This is a genomic window from Myxococcus qinghaiensis, assembly GCF_024198215.1.
GTDB lineage: Bacteria > Myxococcota > Myxococcia > Myxococcales > Myxococcaceae > Myxococcus > Myxococcus qinghaiensis.
This window is the reverse complement of the sequence record NZ_JAKCFA010000005.1, coordinates 143,102-158,195: the sequence shown is the minus strand read 5'-3', so window position 1 is coordinate 158,195 and position 15,094 is coordinate 143,102. Positions and strand designations below refer to the sequence as shown.

The following is a 15,094-nucleotide window of genomic DNA, read 5'->3' as shown; positions in this document are numbered from 1 at the left end:
GCGCCATGCCGCACAGCTCCCGCTCTCCCTCTCTTCAATGGGGACACTTTCCGGCCGTGGCCCACGCCCCTCCCTACTGCTCCGCGCGGAAGCGCACGCCGTCGAGGCTCACCCAGGACGTCCCCACTGGGACTGCGTACACCTGCAACGTGCCATCCACGTTGAGCTGGCCCATGCCCAAGCCATGGCTCGTGGGAAGCGCGAGGACTCGCGGACTGCTGGGGCGGTAGCCCACCGGCAGACGGTAGACGGTGACGTAGCCCACCGTCCCCGGACGCACGGCGCCGCGCATGGACACCTCGTTGTCGCTGTTCTTGTAGTAGCCCAGCGGCCACGCGCTGGTGTCCCAGGGCGTCCACCCGTTCTCCAAGTCGTTGAGCTGGTCGGTGCGAATGCCAATCCACGGTTCAACGAGGCCGCCCACGCGCTCCAGCCGCACGGAGTCGACGTAAACCCAAGGCTCTCCGGTGGTGAGTGGCACGAAGAGACGCACCTGCACGTAGCGAGTCCCGGACGGTGCGGCATGGAAGCCCGTGAGGCGCTGCCATCCGCCGGCAGGCAACGCGCGGTTGGTGCTCGACGTGGACAGCGCGGTGAAGGCGCCGTCGTACCAGACGAGTTGGACGGACAGCACGGTGCCCAGCTGCGTCGTCTTCGCCAGGGCGTCCACACTGTACCTGTCCCCGGGACGGGCAATCATCGCCTGGGAGTCAAGGCGCGTCCCGCTCGCCAGCAGCCGCACCGCGCGCTGGCCGGTGAAGGCGTCCTCCGTCACCTGGGCATGTCCAGCCCACAGGCCCGCGCCCATGGCCCATGCGTCCGGTGGCGAGGACTCCACGCTCCACGCCTCGAAGTCCGGGTTGGGCGGCGACTCACCGAAGGCCACGCCGGGCAGCAACGTGGCGGGCGTCACGTAGGCCGTGGTGACTGGCACCGCCTCCGAGGGGGCCCCGACGTTGCCCTTCACGTCCCGCCCCACCACCCGACAGAAGTACGTCACGCCCGGCTTCAAGTTCGACAACTGGAAGGACGTCGTCCTCGCGCGCTCCTGGAATGTGTCCGCCGAGGGGACGAAGTCCGGCTCCCGCGAGACGTGCAGCTCGTACTCGTCCCACTTGGGGCCGGAGGGCGCGGGCGTCCACGCCACGGTGAAGCCGTTGACGATGGGCGTCGTCTTCAGCTGCTGGGGCGCCGCCGGGCCGGTGAACGGCGCGCTCGGAGCGATGCCGGGCCGCGCGTCGCGCTCCAGCCATTCGCGCACCGACGTCGAGGGCTGCCCGCGCAGCACCAGCTTCATGCGGGCGGTGCCATCCGTCGCGCATTCGTGCTCAAGCTCCTGGACGGCGAGCCGTTGCACCGTGTCCATCCGGACGCCATCCGGCTCCACGCGCACCAAATCCCCCAGCTCCATGCCCGGGTGAGGGTCCACCGTCATGCTCACCGTGAGGGGCGAGACGGAGAGGTCAGCCACCGCCGCATCCGCGAGGCGCTGCGCCTCGGCCTCGGTGTTGATGTTGCTGGAGTCGCCCTCGGCCAGCTGCATCCACCGCCGCCCCACCTGCGCGCGCGCCGTGGGGTTGCTCGCCGTCACCTTCTTTCGCTTCGGCACACCCGAGGCATCGAGGTCCGCCCTGTCGCTGTAAATCACCTCGACATCCGTGCGGATGTCCACGAGCTGGCGCGTCACCGAATTCAGGTCCGCGTACTCGTCCGGACCATAGGCCCACTCCTCGGACGTCTGGAGTCGGTCCGGTGCGTAGAGCGTCAGCGCGTAAGCCCCGGTGCTCGCCCGCCACTTCATGCGGCAGTCCCAGCCGATTCGCTGCGCGAGGGTGCGCACCGCTTCGAGGACAGGCTCCACCTTCTGCGCGTACCGCCCGCGTTGGGAGAGAGGGTCCGCCGGCATGTAGAGGCCGAAGCTGGCCATGCCGTTGTCGTTGCATATGGCCTGGATGATGGCCTGCACAGGGACGCCCGCGGTGTCGTTGCCATACTCGCGTTCGACCTCGATGACGGTGTCCTGGAGCAGCCCGCCCAAGTCGCGCCCCACCACCTTCAGCTCCTCGGGCCCCGTGTCCACCTCGTCAATGCGGCCCCGGAAGACCTCGAAGTAGTCCTCCTCCCTCGGAACGCCTCCGGGCGCCGCCAGTCCCAGCTCGATGCGGAAGTAGGCAGCCTCCGCGAGCAACGGCGCGAAGCTGCCTCGGGTGGTGTTGGCAAGCGACTGCACCACCAGGGGAGAGAGGGACATGCGCCCTCCACCGGCCCCGTTGCGTGCAAGGGCCACCTCGGCCTCGGCCACGGGCGCGTCGAGCTTCTCGTTGATGCGCACGCCCAGGACCCAGTCGGCGCCAAAGAGGGTTTGCAGGTTGAGCCACACGCCTTGCCCGTCACGCACCCAGACGCGGGGATGCGTCGAGTAGCCCGTGGGACTGGTGAGGAGAGCTGCCTGGAAGGAAGACAGAGGACGCATGCGTCAGCGCTCCTGCAACTCGAAGTCGAACTCCTGCCCCAGCATGCGCGCGCCGCGTTGCCACCACTCCACGGCGCGCCCCTGGCCCACCTTGCCCAGCACCACTCGCGGCTCGTACAGCGCCGAGCCCGAGGCCACGTGGTACGGGTACGGCGCGCCGAAGGGCTGGCCAGCGGCGTACCAGGGCGCTACCCACGAGGAAGGCGCCACCCACGGAAGGATGACGAGGTCATCCACCAGCAACGCCGCGTTGGTGGGGTTGACGATGCCGCCACCAAAGCCGCCGAGGATTTGCAGCGTCACCGCGCCACCGACAAGCGCTCCCGCCCCGTCCACGACAAGCGCGCCGCTATTGGGCGTGGTGGAGTCGACGAGCCCTCCACTGGAGATGAAGTGGCCTGCCCGGTGGATGTAGTGCGTCCACGTCGCTTGCCCCTCCAGCTTCCACCAGTAGGCCACCGTCCACTTCGTGCCCAAGCCCGTCAGGAACGTCACGCTGGAGTTGACGGCCATGCGCAGGCACGCGCCATAGCGCCCTCCAGCGACGCCCGCCGTCACCGTCCCCGTGGTGGCGCTCGGCAGGAGGAACGAGTTGCTCCGCATGCCCGCCTCGAAGCTCCACACCTCGCCCTCGCCTTTGACCAGGCCCCGGTATGCGCGGGCGTCCTCCTGGGAGAGCGGCCCGGTGTTGCCCGCGTAGGAGAGGACTTCCCGACGCTCGCTGGTGCGCAACCACCCGGAGAAGGTGCGACGGTGTTCTCCCAGCAGGGTGGGCGTGTACGTGAGGCCCCTTTCGGCAAGCACCGGCAAGGGGATTCCAGAGAGGGCGAGCGCGGGCATGGAGGAAGTCCTCAGACGGGAGAGAAGCGGGACGCCAGACGGATGCGACTGCCGCTGGTGCGCACGCCCGCGCGCTGCTGGCGCACGTCCTCATCGCGGCGCGTCTGTTCCATGGCGGCGCCAATGTCGTAGCCGACGATGTTGTAGGTGACAGGCGCGGGCTGGGACGTCGCGCCCACGTCGAAGCCGAGCAACCGACGCATCCGCTCGTAGTGCTCCAGCACGACGGGCAGGACTTGCGGCGCCGCACCGCCCTGAATGGGTGTCGCCGGATGCTCCCCGTCCCCTGGTGCATCCTCGGGCGAGGGGGACGTGGGCGACGTTGGGGTGGGCGGGCGCGTCGGCCCCTCCTGCGTGTCCTCCGACTCGAAGGTGCGAAGCGCGCGCCGCCATGCGGATGGGACATTGGTGAGCGCCTCAGTGGCACGCGACACCGCTTGAGTGTGCTCGCGCACCCGAGCCGTCTCCTCGGCACGCGCCATGGCCGACTCCCAGGTCGTCCCCTCAAGCGCGTCCTGTGAGGCACGCATGGCGTCCGTGTCCACCTTCAGCCCGTCGAGGCTTCGAGCGAAGCGCGCCAGCCCGTCAAAACCTGTCCAGGAAATGAGGCTGCCCAACGCGTGGATGACTTTCTGCACCGCGCCAACGATGAGGTTCCACACCCAGCCAATCGCTCGCGCCACGGCGAGGATGACGGTGGCCACGAACTTCAGCACGCCGAAGAGGGCCTTCAGCACGGGCCCCACCAGTTGGCCCAGCGGGTCCATCAGCATGACGAAGAACTTGCCCATCTGCTCGAAAAGGGGCGCGAGGCCCTCCAACAGCTGCCCGACGACAACGAGCAGCGGCGCGAGAGGCCGAATCGCGTTCCCCAGCATCTCGAAGACGGGCGTCAACGCGGAGAAGAAGCCGTCGACGACGAGGGAGATAGCCCCCAGCAAGGGCTGGAGCGGCTCCAGGAGCGTCCCCAACGCATTGGCCACCTGCTGAATGATGCCGTTGGTGGCTTCGATGACGCCCTTGAAGCCCTCGGACTGCATGAGCAGCTCCGACACCACGGCGATGATGGCGCCATACACGCCGCCCGCCTGGAGTCCTTGCAGGCCCGCGTTGATAAGGTCCCCCAGGGCGCCCAGTCCGCCAATGAGGCGATTCATGAGGCCCTCGCGGGCGCTCTGCATGGCGGCCTCGGCGGCGGCGGCCAGGGCCTCGGCCTCGCGGCGCACCTCGCGGAAGGCAGCAGCTCCGGCGGCTTCTTCCGCCCGGATGCTGGCGATGAACTCGCGGTGCGACTCGTCGGCGGCCTGCTCCTGGAGCTTCCCCAGCTCGCGCGCCCTTGCTGCCTCTTCCTTGGCCGATGCCGCCAGGGCGGCCTTGTCCGTGGGCTGGCGGATGCGGGCCTTGCCGGTGGAGGCCGTGACGCCCGTCAGCTGCGCGACGAGGGCTTGAATCGCCTCGGTGAAGTGCTCCAGGTTGAGCGCGCGAGCGATGTCCGTCCCCAGGCGCTTGGCCCCGGCCGCGCTGGAGGCCAACCCGAAGGAAGCGCCCTCGGCCAACGTGCGGCCAGCACCCGCCACCGCCGCGCCCACCGTTTCCGCCGTCTCCTTCGCTCCCGTCCAAAGCAGCTGGGCGCCTTGCCCCAGCGTCTCGAGGAGCTGTTGGCCCGTGAGGGTGGAGACAGCCGCGAAGGTGTCCGCCAGCTGGGAGAAGCCCGCCGCCCTCGCCACCGGCTCCAGCAAGCGCGAGACGCCGCGCACCAGGGCCGCCACTCGCTCCAACATGGACGCGGCGACACGCCCGAGGAAGTCTCCGAGGGCCGCGAAGGCACGGGCGAAGGCGTCAGCAATCTGCGCGGCCAACTGCCCCAGCTTCTCGCCCAGGCCCCGGAAGAACTCCGCGAGGCCCGTGCTGGAGTCCTCCCAAGCCGCGTAGACGGCGCCCGCGAGCAGCACAATGCCGGCCATGGCAGCGGCAGCGGCGGCAAGCGGCACCAGCAGTGTCCCGAAGGACAGGGCCAGCCGCGAGAGGCTGCTCTTCACCGAGGGCGCGGTGGCTACCATGCCACCCATGGACTGCGTCACCTTGTCCATGTTGCCCGCGAGCGAGGCCAGCGCCGTGGACTTGCTCAACGAGTTGAAGGCCGACAGCAACAGGCCCGTCCCGGCGGCCAACGCCTCGACGACACCCGCCACCTTCCCGATGGCCCCCAAGGCAAGGCCCGCTCCCGCCACCCAAACGGCCAAATCCAGGGCGCTGGCCTTCACCTCGGGCGAGAGGGACTGGAAGCTCGCCACGACCTTCTCCAGCCCGTCCGCCACCTGCTTCACCACCGGCATCAACGCGTCGCCAATGTCGGCGGCCAGGGTGTAGAGCAGCGAGGTAATCCGCTCCACCTCCTGGGACATGGCCTCGTTGGACTGGGACGCGGCAACCACCGCGCCCGCGAGTCCCGCCGCCACCACGGCGCCAATGTCCCCGAGGTCCCCGGCCTTCTCTTTCACTTCCTTGGCGGCCTTCTCCACGGCCTTCACCAGCTTGGCGAGGTTGGCCATGGCCTCGCCAATGGAGGCCGTCACCGCCACGTAGAGGTCGCCCACCTTCAGCCCGCCGCCAGACATGCCTCACCTCTTCGGACGCTTCCGGAAAACCGTTGTCACCTCGTGGCCGCCGCTCCCGGCCCCAGTCTGGGGACGTCCCGCGCGCAGCTCGTCGGCCTCCAGGTCGCAGTAGGCGAGCAGGTGGACGACGTCGTCCCAGGCCCACCCGCGCACCGCGTCCGGAGACTGGCCCGTCAGCTTCACCACCCCATGCAGGGCCTTCAGCTCGGGGTGGTCTCGGAGTTTCCCTTCGCGCTCTCCAGCGTCGGGCCCGCGAAGGCCGAGGCCAGTTCGCTCTGCACTTCCTCCAGCCAGGGCTCGTTCTTCACCGCCGCCACGTCCGCCTCGGTGAAGACGCGCGTCGCGGCGCCAGGGAAGTACAGGCAGCAGACGGCAATGCGAGCCATCATCATCATCCCCGCCGCCTCGTCCACGGGATGGCGGTTGTCGCCCATCTCCTTGGCCGCGCGCGACGCGGACAGCACGTCCATTTTCTCGCCCAGTGTCGGGCGGCAAATGTCGTAGTCGGCGCCGTCGAGGGTGACGCGCTTGTGGAGGGCTCGGCGGGTGCCCAGGGGCTTGCGGTGCATGGCGGGTGCGGACATGGGTGTCTCCTCGAAGGCGAAAGGCAACGGCCAGCTACACGGCGACAGGAGCGCCCTGGCAGGTGAGCGTGGCGGAGAAGGTGACGACGTCCGTGGAGCTGCGTCCTTCGTCGTAGGCCGTCACCGTCACCGGGTAGCGGAAGCCCTGGCTGCCCACGGGTGCCGTCTCGTCCTCGATGATGGTGAAGAACACCGTCGCGTCGGACTCGAACCCGTCGAGGAGCACCTTCTGAGGCGCGCTGCCCTGGAGGACGTGGCCAGACAGAGGGATGGTGAAGGACTTGAGAGTGCCCTTGCTGCGCTTGTACCCGTCACCTCCGAAGTAGTTGGTGTCGACGGTGTCCTTGGCGCGGTTGACCGGCGCCTCGGTAATGCCGTCCAACTCGTCAACCTCGGTGGGTGCGGTCTCCGTGGCGCGGATGTAGAGCTTGTCGAAGAATGCCTCTCGGGGCTGGGCCATGGGTGTGTCTCCTTCAGTGAGAGGGAAAGCGGCGAGCGAGGAAGTCCTGGAGGACGGCGGCGACGCGGCGACGCGCGCTACCTCGGGCACGCCGGAAAGACTTCCGGAGGAAGTGGGACGGCGGGTTGAAGATGGGCGCGCCCCAGTGCCAGCCCTCGTGAATGGGGCCGGCGGACGGGTGCGAGTAGCCCGCAGTCCAGGCGGTGGAGAGGAGTGGTCCGAGGTTATAGCGAGGACCGTCGAGGAAGGCCGTGTCGCGCAGGTGGCCGTCCGACCCGTCCTTGCCCACCGGCACCAGGAACAGGGAGTAGTCGAGGGCGAGCCGCGCGATGCCCCGGCACGGAACATCCAACGCGCGCAATACCTCGGCGGGGGAGCGGCGCAGGCGCTCCAGCTTCACCGCATCGACTTTGACTCGGACAGGCATCCCACTACTTCTTTATGGGGACACTTTCCGCGAGTGGCTCAATCCCCGGTCGAGAGTGTCGACATGGGTCGCCCAAACCCCTCCCCGGAGTGCAGTTCAGTGCCGGCTCATCAACATGCAACAAGTAGCTTCCACACATCACACCACAGAAGGGCAGCACATGATTCTATTGGTTAGCTATGATCTCAAAGGACCTGAGCGACCGGCAGACTATGAACGCGTGAAAGAGTTTATTGAAAAGAACTCAAAGTCGTTTCAGCGCCCGCTCTATTCCCAATGGCTTGTCGAGACGACCAACAACTGCAAATGGTGGACGGACCAGCTCGAAAAAGTCACCGACACCGACGATAGGTTCTTTGTCTGCAAGGTCTTCCCCGACAACTATTGGGGCTTCCTCGACAAGCCAATCTGGGAATGGATGAGCCCTCGCCTATAGGATTTTCTGCGCCTGCGTCACCCACTAAGCCTCGGCCCACAAGAAACACTCGAGGCTTTCACACAACACCCGCGCTTGGCTTCCGAGCAGTAGCGGACGCGATGAATCCCACCATCAGATTGATCCCCCAGCGGTGCCGGTCCGCCCCGTCCGTCCCCATGTACACCGGGGCGCTTTCCTCGGCGCGCACGGTGGCACTCGACATGTCGGGCGTCTGGTTGAGCGCCGCGAAGACGGCGAGCGCGAGTGACTGCCCGCCCTCGAAGTCCTCGCGCGCCGAGCGGATGCGGACCTGACACCCTGGGGACAGGTAAGCCTTCCGTCCCAGCCCGAGGTAAGGCAAAGGCCCCGCGCCTCCCGTCACCACCAACGCCACGGCCCTATCCGGTACACTGCCATCCACCTCGGGCATGGGGGCCGTGAAGAGGTTGGCGCCCGAAGCGGGAGGACGCGTCAGCCCGAGCCCCGCCGCTTCCAGCACTGTCGCCAGTTCCGCAGCAAGGTCGCGACTCACAGCCACACCTTGCGAAAGCGCACCACGCCCTCGCCGTCCACTGGTTCATCCACTGCCACGGGACGCCGGGCCCGGTTGAAGTCGGACACGTCCTCTCGTGACAACCACAGGCAATGTTGAAGTGTCAGAGGTGCATCAGTGTAGATGACGTGCGAGGCAAGGTGCTCGTTGCCGCTCGCGTCGCGGATGAGTCGCCGGCTCGGTTGCACGCGCGCCCGCGACGAGGACACCGGCCCTAGCATGGGCTTGCCGTGGGCATCCCGTCCCGTCACCAATGCGTAGGAGATGATCTGACGGAACCTGTCCGAAGGCGATGCCATCAGCTCACCCGGTGGAGGACGTAGGGCGCGAGCAGGGCCCGAGCCGCGCCTGGAATGGGACTCTTCCCCTCGGCCTTCGCGGCGAAGTAGCTGACGCTCCAGTCGCCAATGGACTCACTGGCCACCATGGCGTCGACACCTCGCGAGCGGTAGAGCTGAACGGCCGTGAGGACGGCGGCCTCCTGCACGTCCTCGGGAAGCGTCACAATCAGGGCACCGTCGAGCGTCCACTGTCCTGGGGTGACATAGCCCCCGTCGTAGACGACGCGGAGCCCATCCTCGCTGCCCTCGAAGTCCCCGAGCGTCTCCGACACGCCGCCGCCCGAGCGCACTGTCGCGCGCCATACGCCGCGCCTTCGCCTCAACATGCCGGACGCGGCTAGGCCGCCGGCAATCTCGTACTCCTCGGCGGAGACCTGGTTGCCACCCTCCCAGACGCCGGAGACGGCCAGGACGGGAGGGCGCTCCAGGAGAAGCAAGGGTCGCCCGTAACCAGCCGGGTACTCCACGAGGCCCAGGCCCCGCTCGAAGACCCGGCCGCAGTAGCCCGCCACGGCTCGGCTTGCCGCTGTGACGAGCACCTCCACGCGCGGAGACATGGGGATGCCCAAGTCATCCGCAACTGTGGAGGCAAGACAGAGGTCCGCAACGGAGGGCATGGCTCACCGCACCGGGAACTCGTCGGCGCCGCCGAGGACGAGAGCCGCGCCCCATTGCGCGGTGTCCGTGCTCGCCGCCGACAAGTCGGGCGTCACCTTCATACGGAGGAAGCGCTTGCGGTTGGCGACGCGCAGGTCCACCCGGAGGCAGAAGGCTTGAGGCGCGGCGCCACCGGCCACCACCGTCACGGCATTGGCCAGCGTCTCATCCGCGCCAAACGCCGTCCCGTCCTCGGACTCGGCCAGCTTCACCGTGGCCTTGAGCGTCTGGCCGGCCGCACAGTTGGTGCTTCCCGTGAGGAGGAGCTGCGCGGAGTCGAACCCATTGCGGTCCACGGCACCGCTCGTCACCTCGGCGGCGTCGCCAGTCCCTCCCGCCGTGAGCGCACCACCAGCCACTCCGACGGCTTTGTAGAAGACTTGAAAGTCCTGCGTGTTCGCGTGCATTGAGATTCCTTCCCAACATCAGAAAAGCTGCCACCCCTCCAGACGAGGAGCCGCATGTGAACAATCGACCGGAGGGTCCGACGCACCGCCACGATTCATGGCGTGTGGGTACTTCTGTGGTATCGATGAAGTGTGACGGCACACCGAGTCATCATCCCCGCGCGGGTTCAGAAGCAACTGCTAGAGCTTCCGGGAGACGTCCGCCCTCATGTCGAAGCCTTCTTGGCGAACGTCGCAACGCTGCTGGGAAGCGTGGACCATGCGCTGCTCCTCAACTCCATCACGAAAGCGGAAGATGGGTTTGTTGCGACCATTGTTGGCGTCCGCATCAAACTCAGTGTGGACACCGACATGCGCATGGCAATGGTCCAGAGCGTCGAACAGCTCCCTCGGGAGCTGTAGCCGCTCAAGTAACTAAGCCGCGACGACGCCAACGCGCTCAGTAGCCCTTGCGCTCCGAGAACGCCTTGTCGTGCCGCAGCTTGAAGTCCCCTCGGCAGATTCCCCGGAGCGTCGTCTCGTCGTACTCGGCGCGGACGTCGTGCTCGGACAGCACCAACTCCGTGTCCACGCCGTAGAGCAGCTGGTCCCAGGTGCCGAAGAGGATGCGGCTCGGCGCAATCCGCGTGGACGCCTTGTAAGGGAAGCCTCGCAGCGTGCCCCGGTTCAGCATCTCGTCCCGGAAAATCCACGTGCCGCCGTCCTTCAGCCCGAGCAGCGCCGTCTCCCGTGTCGGGTGCAGCAGGAAGCCCGGACGCCGCAGCTTGATGTTCGCCTTGAGGACGTCCTCCACCATGCCGTCCACGTCCGCGAGGTAGTGGTCCGCGCTCGTCCCGCTCCGGGCCTTCGAGTGCGAGGAGTCCATCTGCGCCAGGACGCCCTTGGGGTTGGGGCCCTGGCCGTCCCCGTTGAGAGCCGCCTCGTCCATGCCGTCCGCCGCCGCCTCGCGGAAGTCCTCGGCCACGCCCGCGTCACCCACCGCCGGGTTGCGCAGAAGGTCGTTGGAGATGTCGGCCAGAATCATCGCCTTGTGGGCCTTGAGCACTACCTTCCCGTGGGAAGGCTGCGTCTTCTCCACCTTCTCGCCTTCGCCAATCCACTTGAAGGTGACGCTCCCGGTCTTCTTGCCGAAGTGCAGCTCCCCCTTGAAGGGCACGGTGCGAGCGCCCAGCGCCAGGACGACGGAGTCAGGCCGGAGGAACTCAATCATCTCCCCCGCCTCCTGCACCGGCACCAGCACGCCCGCCGAGCTGAAGACGCTCTCCTGCACCGCCTTCTGGACGTCAGCGCCACCGAAGCGCTTGGCCTGCTCCAGCACCGCCTCGCGCGTCGGGTTGCGGCCCGCGTTGACGACGGCCTTCAGGTACGCGCCGAAGCCGTTCACACTCTTCAGGATGCCGGAGACCTGGCTGTCCTCGGGCTTGGACTTCGCGCCCATGAGGCCCGCCAGCCCGTCACGCTGTCCCTTGGCCTGCTCCATCAGCTGCGCGGCCACGAGAGGGCCCAGGGACTTCGCCACTTCCTGCATCTGCTCGGGGGTCATCGCATCTCCTTGAAGTGCTGCAAGAGGGCCTCGGCCGTGTGCTTGGCCAGGGCGTTGACGTCGGGGGCTGGAGGGGGCGCGGCGTTGCTCCGCTCGCGCTCATCGAGGGTGGCGACCACGGCCTTCGCCACGTCCTGGATGAAGGCGGCGCGCTCGTCGGCCAGTTCCTTCACCCTCACCGCGCGTTGGTTTCCGGGAATCGTGACAACGGAGATTTCGAGCAACTCCTGTTGCTCGCAGTCGAATCCGCCGCGCTCGTTCTCATGGTAGCGGTGCATGAGGTAGCGCACCGACACTGCATTCAGGATGCCGCGCGCGACCTTGCTCTCCACCTTCCGGGCGAAGTCGTCATCCTGGTCGAACTCGATGTCCACCAGGAGGGCATCGCCCTGCACGTAGGCGCGCCCCTTGCCGATGGGCAACACGTCCTTGCGGCCCGTGCCGAACAGGCCGCCGGAGCCATCGTCGTGGTTGTAGAGGACGACGGGGTTGGCGTTGAAGGCGTCCAGCATCCAGCCCTGGACGCTCAACCTGTCGTTGTAGCGGTCGAAGTCGCCGTCGTTGGCGCGGAAGGTATGGAGCCTCGGCGCACCCTCGGCGGGTGCGGGGGCGTCCTTCTGGACGGTGAAGAGGCGGGCTCTGGAAAGAGGTGCGGGCATTCACCTCTCTTTATGGGGACGCTTTCCGCCTCTGGCTCGGGGCTCCGAGAGCCGACGAGCTAGCCCATGGCCACCGAGTACCCGCCAAGAAGGCGTCCATCACCTGGAGCGAATGCAGCGGCACAGCGCCGTTCCGACCTTGGCATGTCCTAGAGTCCTGGTTGATGTGGTCACGTACCCACATGGGGCATTACTCACCCCATTCAGAGACAAGCCAGCGCTCCCATCTACCACTCGTGACAGTAAGATGATGTGTCGCCTATGGTTGTCCGATGGAAATTCGAGACATTACCGACGAAGAGGCGCAAGCAATCCTAGGCTACGAAGAGGGTCACTTCAGGGATGTCAAAGCTCGGGAGGTTCAGCCAGCAAAGCTCTCAATGAGCATCTCTGCCTTCGCCAATACCGCAGGTGGCGAACTCTTCATTGGCATATCTGAGACTCGCAACGACGAGGAGAAGACCACAAGTTGGCGTGGATTTACAGATCAGGAAGCTGCAAACGGGTTCCTCGCGATGATTGAGGGCCTGGGCGGGCCAGACCTTTGTCAGCCCCGCTTTCTTTCGTGCAAAGGACGAGATGGCTACGTCCTCCATTTGGTGGTCCAAAAAACCCGCCAGATTGTGAAGGCCACCAATGGAACGCCCTACGTGCGTCGAGGGGCACAGAAACTGCCCGTTGTAGGAGAGGATGCACTGCGCCGCCTTGCACTGGACAAAGGAATTGCGACCTATGAAGACGAGACAGTCAGAGCACCTCTCGATGAAGTTACGAACTCCGTTACGGTGCTCGAGTTTTTGCTCTCAGAGGTTCCCACCGCCGAACCAGATCGCTGGCTTCGGTCGCAGTTTCTGATTCACGCAGACAACCCGACCGTTGCCGCAACGCTTCTGTTTGCGGATGAGCCCCAGGCGATTCTCCCCAAGAGATCTGCCGTCAAAATCTTTCGATACAAGACCGTCGACGAAGACTTGAACAGAGACTCTCTCGCCTTCGACCCCTTGACAATCGAAGGCCCCATCTACGACCTAATTAAAAAGGCAGTTAGCGAAACCAAGGACATCGTAGAGGGCATTAAGAAACTTGGGGCCGGCCGCCTTGAAGCCGTGAGCTACCCTAATGAGACTCTGCATGAAATTATAACCAACGCGGTCCTTCATCGCGACTACAGCATCGCAACGGACATTCAGATCCGCATCTACGACGACCGCATCGAGGTGCATAGCCCAGGGCGGCTGCCCGGCCATGTTACTGTTGGGAATATGTTGGAGGAGCAATTCGCCCGGAACCCAAAACTGGTGCGACTCATCAACAAGTTTCCCAACCCGCCAAATAAAGATGTTGGCGAGGGCCTGAATACAGCCTTCCAGGCCATGCGGAAAATTCGACTTCAGGAGCCAGAGGTAATCGAGAAGGACCAGTCAGTAGTCGTCTATATTCGCCATACACGGCTTTCTACTCCCGCGCAAATCGTCATGGAGTATGTCGAGAAGAACCCATTCATCACAAACCAACTCGGCCGAGAGATTACTGGACTCAGACGAGATGTAGAGATGAAAGACGTTTTTGTAGCCCTTCGAAAGCAGGGGCTTTTGGAGCAGGTTCCTGGGAAGCGTGGTCGAGCGACATCGTGGCGTAAGGCGCAGGCTCCAGCGCCCACCACAAAATAACTGTTCGACCATGACGCCGGGCTCCAGGAAAACACGCGACAAGAAGGGCAAGCAGAAGAATGCAATGCCCTTTCCATCAGCCCCATGACTTCTCCAGGAAAGGTGCGTCGGCATTCGCCTGCGACACTGGGCCAGAGGCACATCCATCAGCCTGCAATACAGAGAGTGCCTGACCTCTCGTTGACTGACCCGGCATCGGCAACGGATATCCCTGCCGGTTCGGGTCGGGCCGCAACCCCGCCAGCTCTCGCCATTCGTCGTAGCTGAAAGCTTCCGGCATTGTGTCCATGACGCGGAGCTGGTGCTCGCGGTCCGCAGGCACAGGGCTGTCGTAGTCGAGGATAGCCCCTTCGTCGCCCAGGAGCGGCATCAGTCGCATTTGGTACTCGGTGCGCAGGAACTCCATGCGCGGAAGCGTCGCCTGCTCGGCAAGGTTCTCCCGCGCCGCGAATGCCGTGGCCTTGTTGGAGCTGGAGATGTCTCCGACGATTTCAGGGGGCACCCGGAAGGTCATCCGGACGAAGTCCATCAGGAAGCGGCGCAGCTCCACCAGCTGCATGTCCTTGAAGCTCGTGTCGAGGCGCGCAAACGTCACCTTCCCGCTGGTAATGAGCAGCTTCCCTGCCTTGTCCGGCCCCTGGTGCTCGCGGGCCAGCGACTCTTTGAATGCCTTCGCGCCCGCGCTGTTCGCATCGGACAGGCCCTCAATCGAAGCGATGGCCGGCGGCAGCATGTTGTTCCAGAAGGACGTCTTGAGGAACCGCGCCACGTACTCGTCGGTATCCAGCTCGTCCCCCAGCGCGTAGGCCGGACCGATGCCGCGCCCCATCGGGTCCTCCGGATCCAAGCTGCGCAGGTGCAACACATCGCTGGCTGGAATCTCCCGCGACACCTTACCCACCGTCACCGTGTACGTGCGTTGCTCGCGAGGCACGTCCAGCGCGGGCAGCCGCGTGACCGTGCTCGGCGGCACCGGCCAGAAGCCCACAGGCACCCCGCCCACGCGCTCCAGCACCAGGAATGCCTCGCCCACCAAATCCAGGTACACCTGAACGAGCTTCGTCACGCTGCGTCCGGTGAGATGATCGTTCGGGTCCGAGAGCAGCTTGATGACGGGATGGTCGGGAACCTCCTGGGCCTCGCCTGCTTCCAGCATCGCCTTCAGTCGCCCGGCCCGGACTTCTCGCGTGGCACTTCGCAGCGCGTAGTCCTTCACGGGCTGCCCGTCCTTCTGGACGCGCCGATAGACGCGCCACTGCACGCCCGCCACCGAGTCGGCCACTACGTCCACACACGCGCGGAGCCACGGCATTTCCCGGTAAGCAGCGAGGAGCTGCGACGTACCTCGGCGGGGCGGCGCCTGCTGCCAGCGCGCCAGCTCCAGCCCCGTCCCCTTGCGCGGCTCGCGACTCACCGCCGCCTTCATCCGCTCCCAGAAGCCCAT

The 15,094-nt window shown here is 66.0% G+C and carries 17 protein-coding genes; 3 read left to right on the top strand and 14 right to left on the bottom strand.

Annotation, left to right across the window (positions count from 1 at the left end):
* Positions 1–73 precede the first annotated feature (73 nt).
* From LZ199_RS10670 to LZ199_RS10640, 7 genes are read right to left on the bottom strand one after another with little or no spacing between them, the layout of a single operon-like run.
* Positions 74–2,473 carry a fibronectin type III domain-containing protein gene (locus LZ199_RS10670; protein ID WP_253993545.1) on the bottom strand — a complete coding sequence of 800 codons (2,400 nt, stop codon included), beginning with the start codon at positions 2,471–2,473 and terminating at the stop codon, positions 74–76.
* A 3-nt stretch (positions 2,474–2,476) separates the two neighbouring features.
* A complete protein-coding gene (locus LZ199_RS10665) occupies positions 2,477–3,313 on the bottom strand; it encodes a hypothetical protein (RefSeq protein ID WP_253993544.1) in 837 nt (278 codons plus the stop codon).
* 11 nt (positions 3,314–3,324) lie between these two features.
* A complete protein-coding gene (locus LZ199_RS10660; protein ID WP_253993543.1) occupies positions 3,325–5,931 on the bottom strand; it encodes a hypothetical protein in 2,607 nt (868 codons plus the stop codon).
* Positions 5,932–5,934: 3 nt separating this feature from the next.
* Positions 5,935–6,117, bottom strand: a complete 183-nt coding sequence (locus LZ199_RS10655) for a hypothetical protein (protein WP_176433757.1) — start codon at positions 6,115–6,117, stop codon at positions 5,935–5,937.
* Positions 6,118–6,131: 14 nt separating this feature from the next.
* A complete protein-coding gene (locus LZ199_RS10650; RefSeq protein WP_253993542.1) occupies positions 6,132–6,515 on the bottom strand; it encodes a phage tail protein in 384 nt (127 codons plus the stop codon).
* Between the two features lie 34 nt (positions 6,516–6,549).
* A complete protein-coding gene (locus LZ199_RS10645; RefSeq protein ID WP_253993541.1) occupies positions 6,550–6,975 on the bottom strand; it encodes a phage tail tube protein in 426 nt (141 codons plus the stop codon).
* Between the two features lie 13 nt (positions 6,976–6,988).
* Positions 6,989–7,402 carry a hypothetical protein gene (locus LZ199_RS10640; protein ID WP_253993540.1) on the bottom strand — a complete coding sequence of 138 codons (414 nt, stop codon included), beginning with the start codon at positions 7,400–7,402 and terminating at the stop codon, positions 6,989–6,991.
* 160 nt (positions 7,403–7,562) lie between these two features.
* Here LZ199_RS10640 and LZ199_RS10635 point away from each other — a divergent pair, with 160 nt between their 5' ends.
* Positions 7,563–7,838, top strand: a complete 276-nt coding sequence (locus LZ199_RS10635) for a hypothetical protein (protein ID WP_253993539.1) — start codon at positions 7,563–7,565, stop codon at positions 7,836–7,838.
* Between the two features lie 58 nt (positions 7,839–7,896).
* On the opposite strand, the gene LZ199_RS10630 is transcribed toward LZ199_RS10635, so the two are convergent.
* The 4 genes from LZ199_RS10630 to LZ199_RS10615 all read right to left on the bottom strand — a co-directional run bounded on the left by LZ199_RS10630 (position 7,897) and on the right by LZ199_RS10615 (position 9,778).
* Complete coding sequence (locus LZ199_RS10630; protein ID WP_253993538.1) at positions 7,897–8,352, bottom strand: minor capsid protein; 456 nt, start codon at positions 8,350–8,352, stop codon at positions 7,897–7,899.
* Complete coding sequence (locus LZ199_RS10625) at positions 8,349–8,672, bottom strand: hypothetical protein (protein WP_253993537.1); 324 nt, start codon at positions 8,670–8,672, stop codon at positions 8,349–8,351. The genes LZ199_RS10630 and LZ199_RS10625 overlap by 4 nt, the downstream gene beginning before the upstream one ends.
* Positions 8,672–9,271 (bottom strand): head-tail connector protein, encoded by a 600-nt coding sequence (locus LZ199_RS10620; protein ID WP_253993536.1) that lies wholly within the window; start codon positions 9,269–9,271, stop codon positions 8,672–8,674. The genes LZ199_RS10625 and LZ199_RS10620 overlap by 1 nt, the downstream gene beginning before the upstream one ends.
* A gap of 63 nt (positions 9,272–9,334) precedes the next feature.
* Positions 9,335–9,778 carry a hypothetical protein gene (locus tag LZ199_RS10615; protein WP_253993535.1) on the bottom strand — a complete coding sequence of 148 codons (444 nt, stop codon included), beginning with the start codon at positions 9,776–9,778 and terminating at the stop codon, positions 9,335–9,337.
* A 222-nt stretch (positions 9,779–10,000) separates the two neighbouring features.
* On the opposite strand from LZ199_RS10615, the gene LZ199_RS10610 reads away from it, so the two are divergent.
* Entirely contained in the window at positions 10,001–10,180 is a 180-nt protein-coding gene (locus tag LZ199_RS10610) for a hypothetical protein (RefSeq protein ID WP_253993534.1), read from the top strand.
* A 37-nt stretch (positions 10,181–10,217) separates the two neighbouring features.
* Here LZ199_RS10610 and LZ199_RS10605 read toward each other — a convergent pair whose 3' ends face one another.
* Positions 10,218–11,321 carry a phage major capsid protein gene (locus LZ199_RS10605; RefSeq protein ID WP_253993533.1) on the bottom strand — a complete coding sequence of 368 codons (1,104 nt, stop codon included), beginning with the start codon at positions 11,319–11,321 and terminating at the stop codon, positions 10,218–10,220.
* Positions 11,318–11,980: an HK97 family phage prohead protease gene (locus tag LZ199_RS10600; RefSeq protein ID WP_253993532.1), complete on the bottom strand. Its 663-nt coding sequence runs from the start codon at positions 11,978–11,980 to the stop codon at positions 11,318–11,320. The genes LZ199_RS10605 and LZ199_RS10600 overlap by 4 nt, the downstream gene beginning before the upstream one ends.
* 272 nt (positions 11,981–12,252) lie before the next feature.
* Between LZ199_RS10600 and LZ199_RS10595 the strand changes: the two genes are divergently transcribed.
* On the top strand, positions 12,253–13,650 hold the full coding sequence (locus LZ199_RS10595; RefSeq protein WP_253993531.1) for an ATP-binding protein: 1,398 nt from the start codon (positions 12,253–12,255) through the stop codon (positions 13,648–13,650).
* A 76-nt stretch (positions 13,651–13,726) separates the two neighbouring features.
* On the opposite strand, the gene LZ199_RS10590 is transcribed toward LZ199_RS10595, so the two are convergent.
* Entirely contained in the window at positions 13,727–15,094 is a 1,368-nt protein-coding gene (locus LZ199_RS10590; protein WP_253993530.1) for a phage portal protein, read from the bottom strand.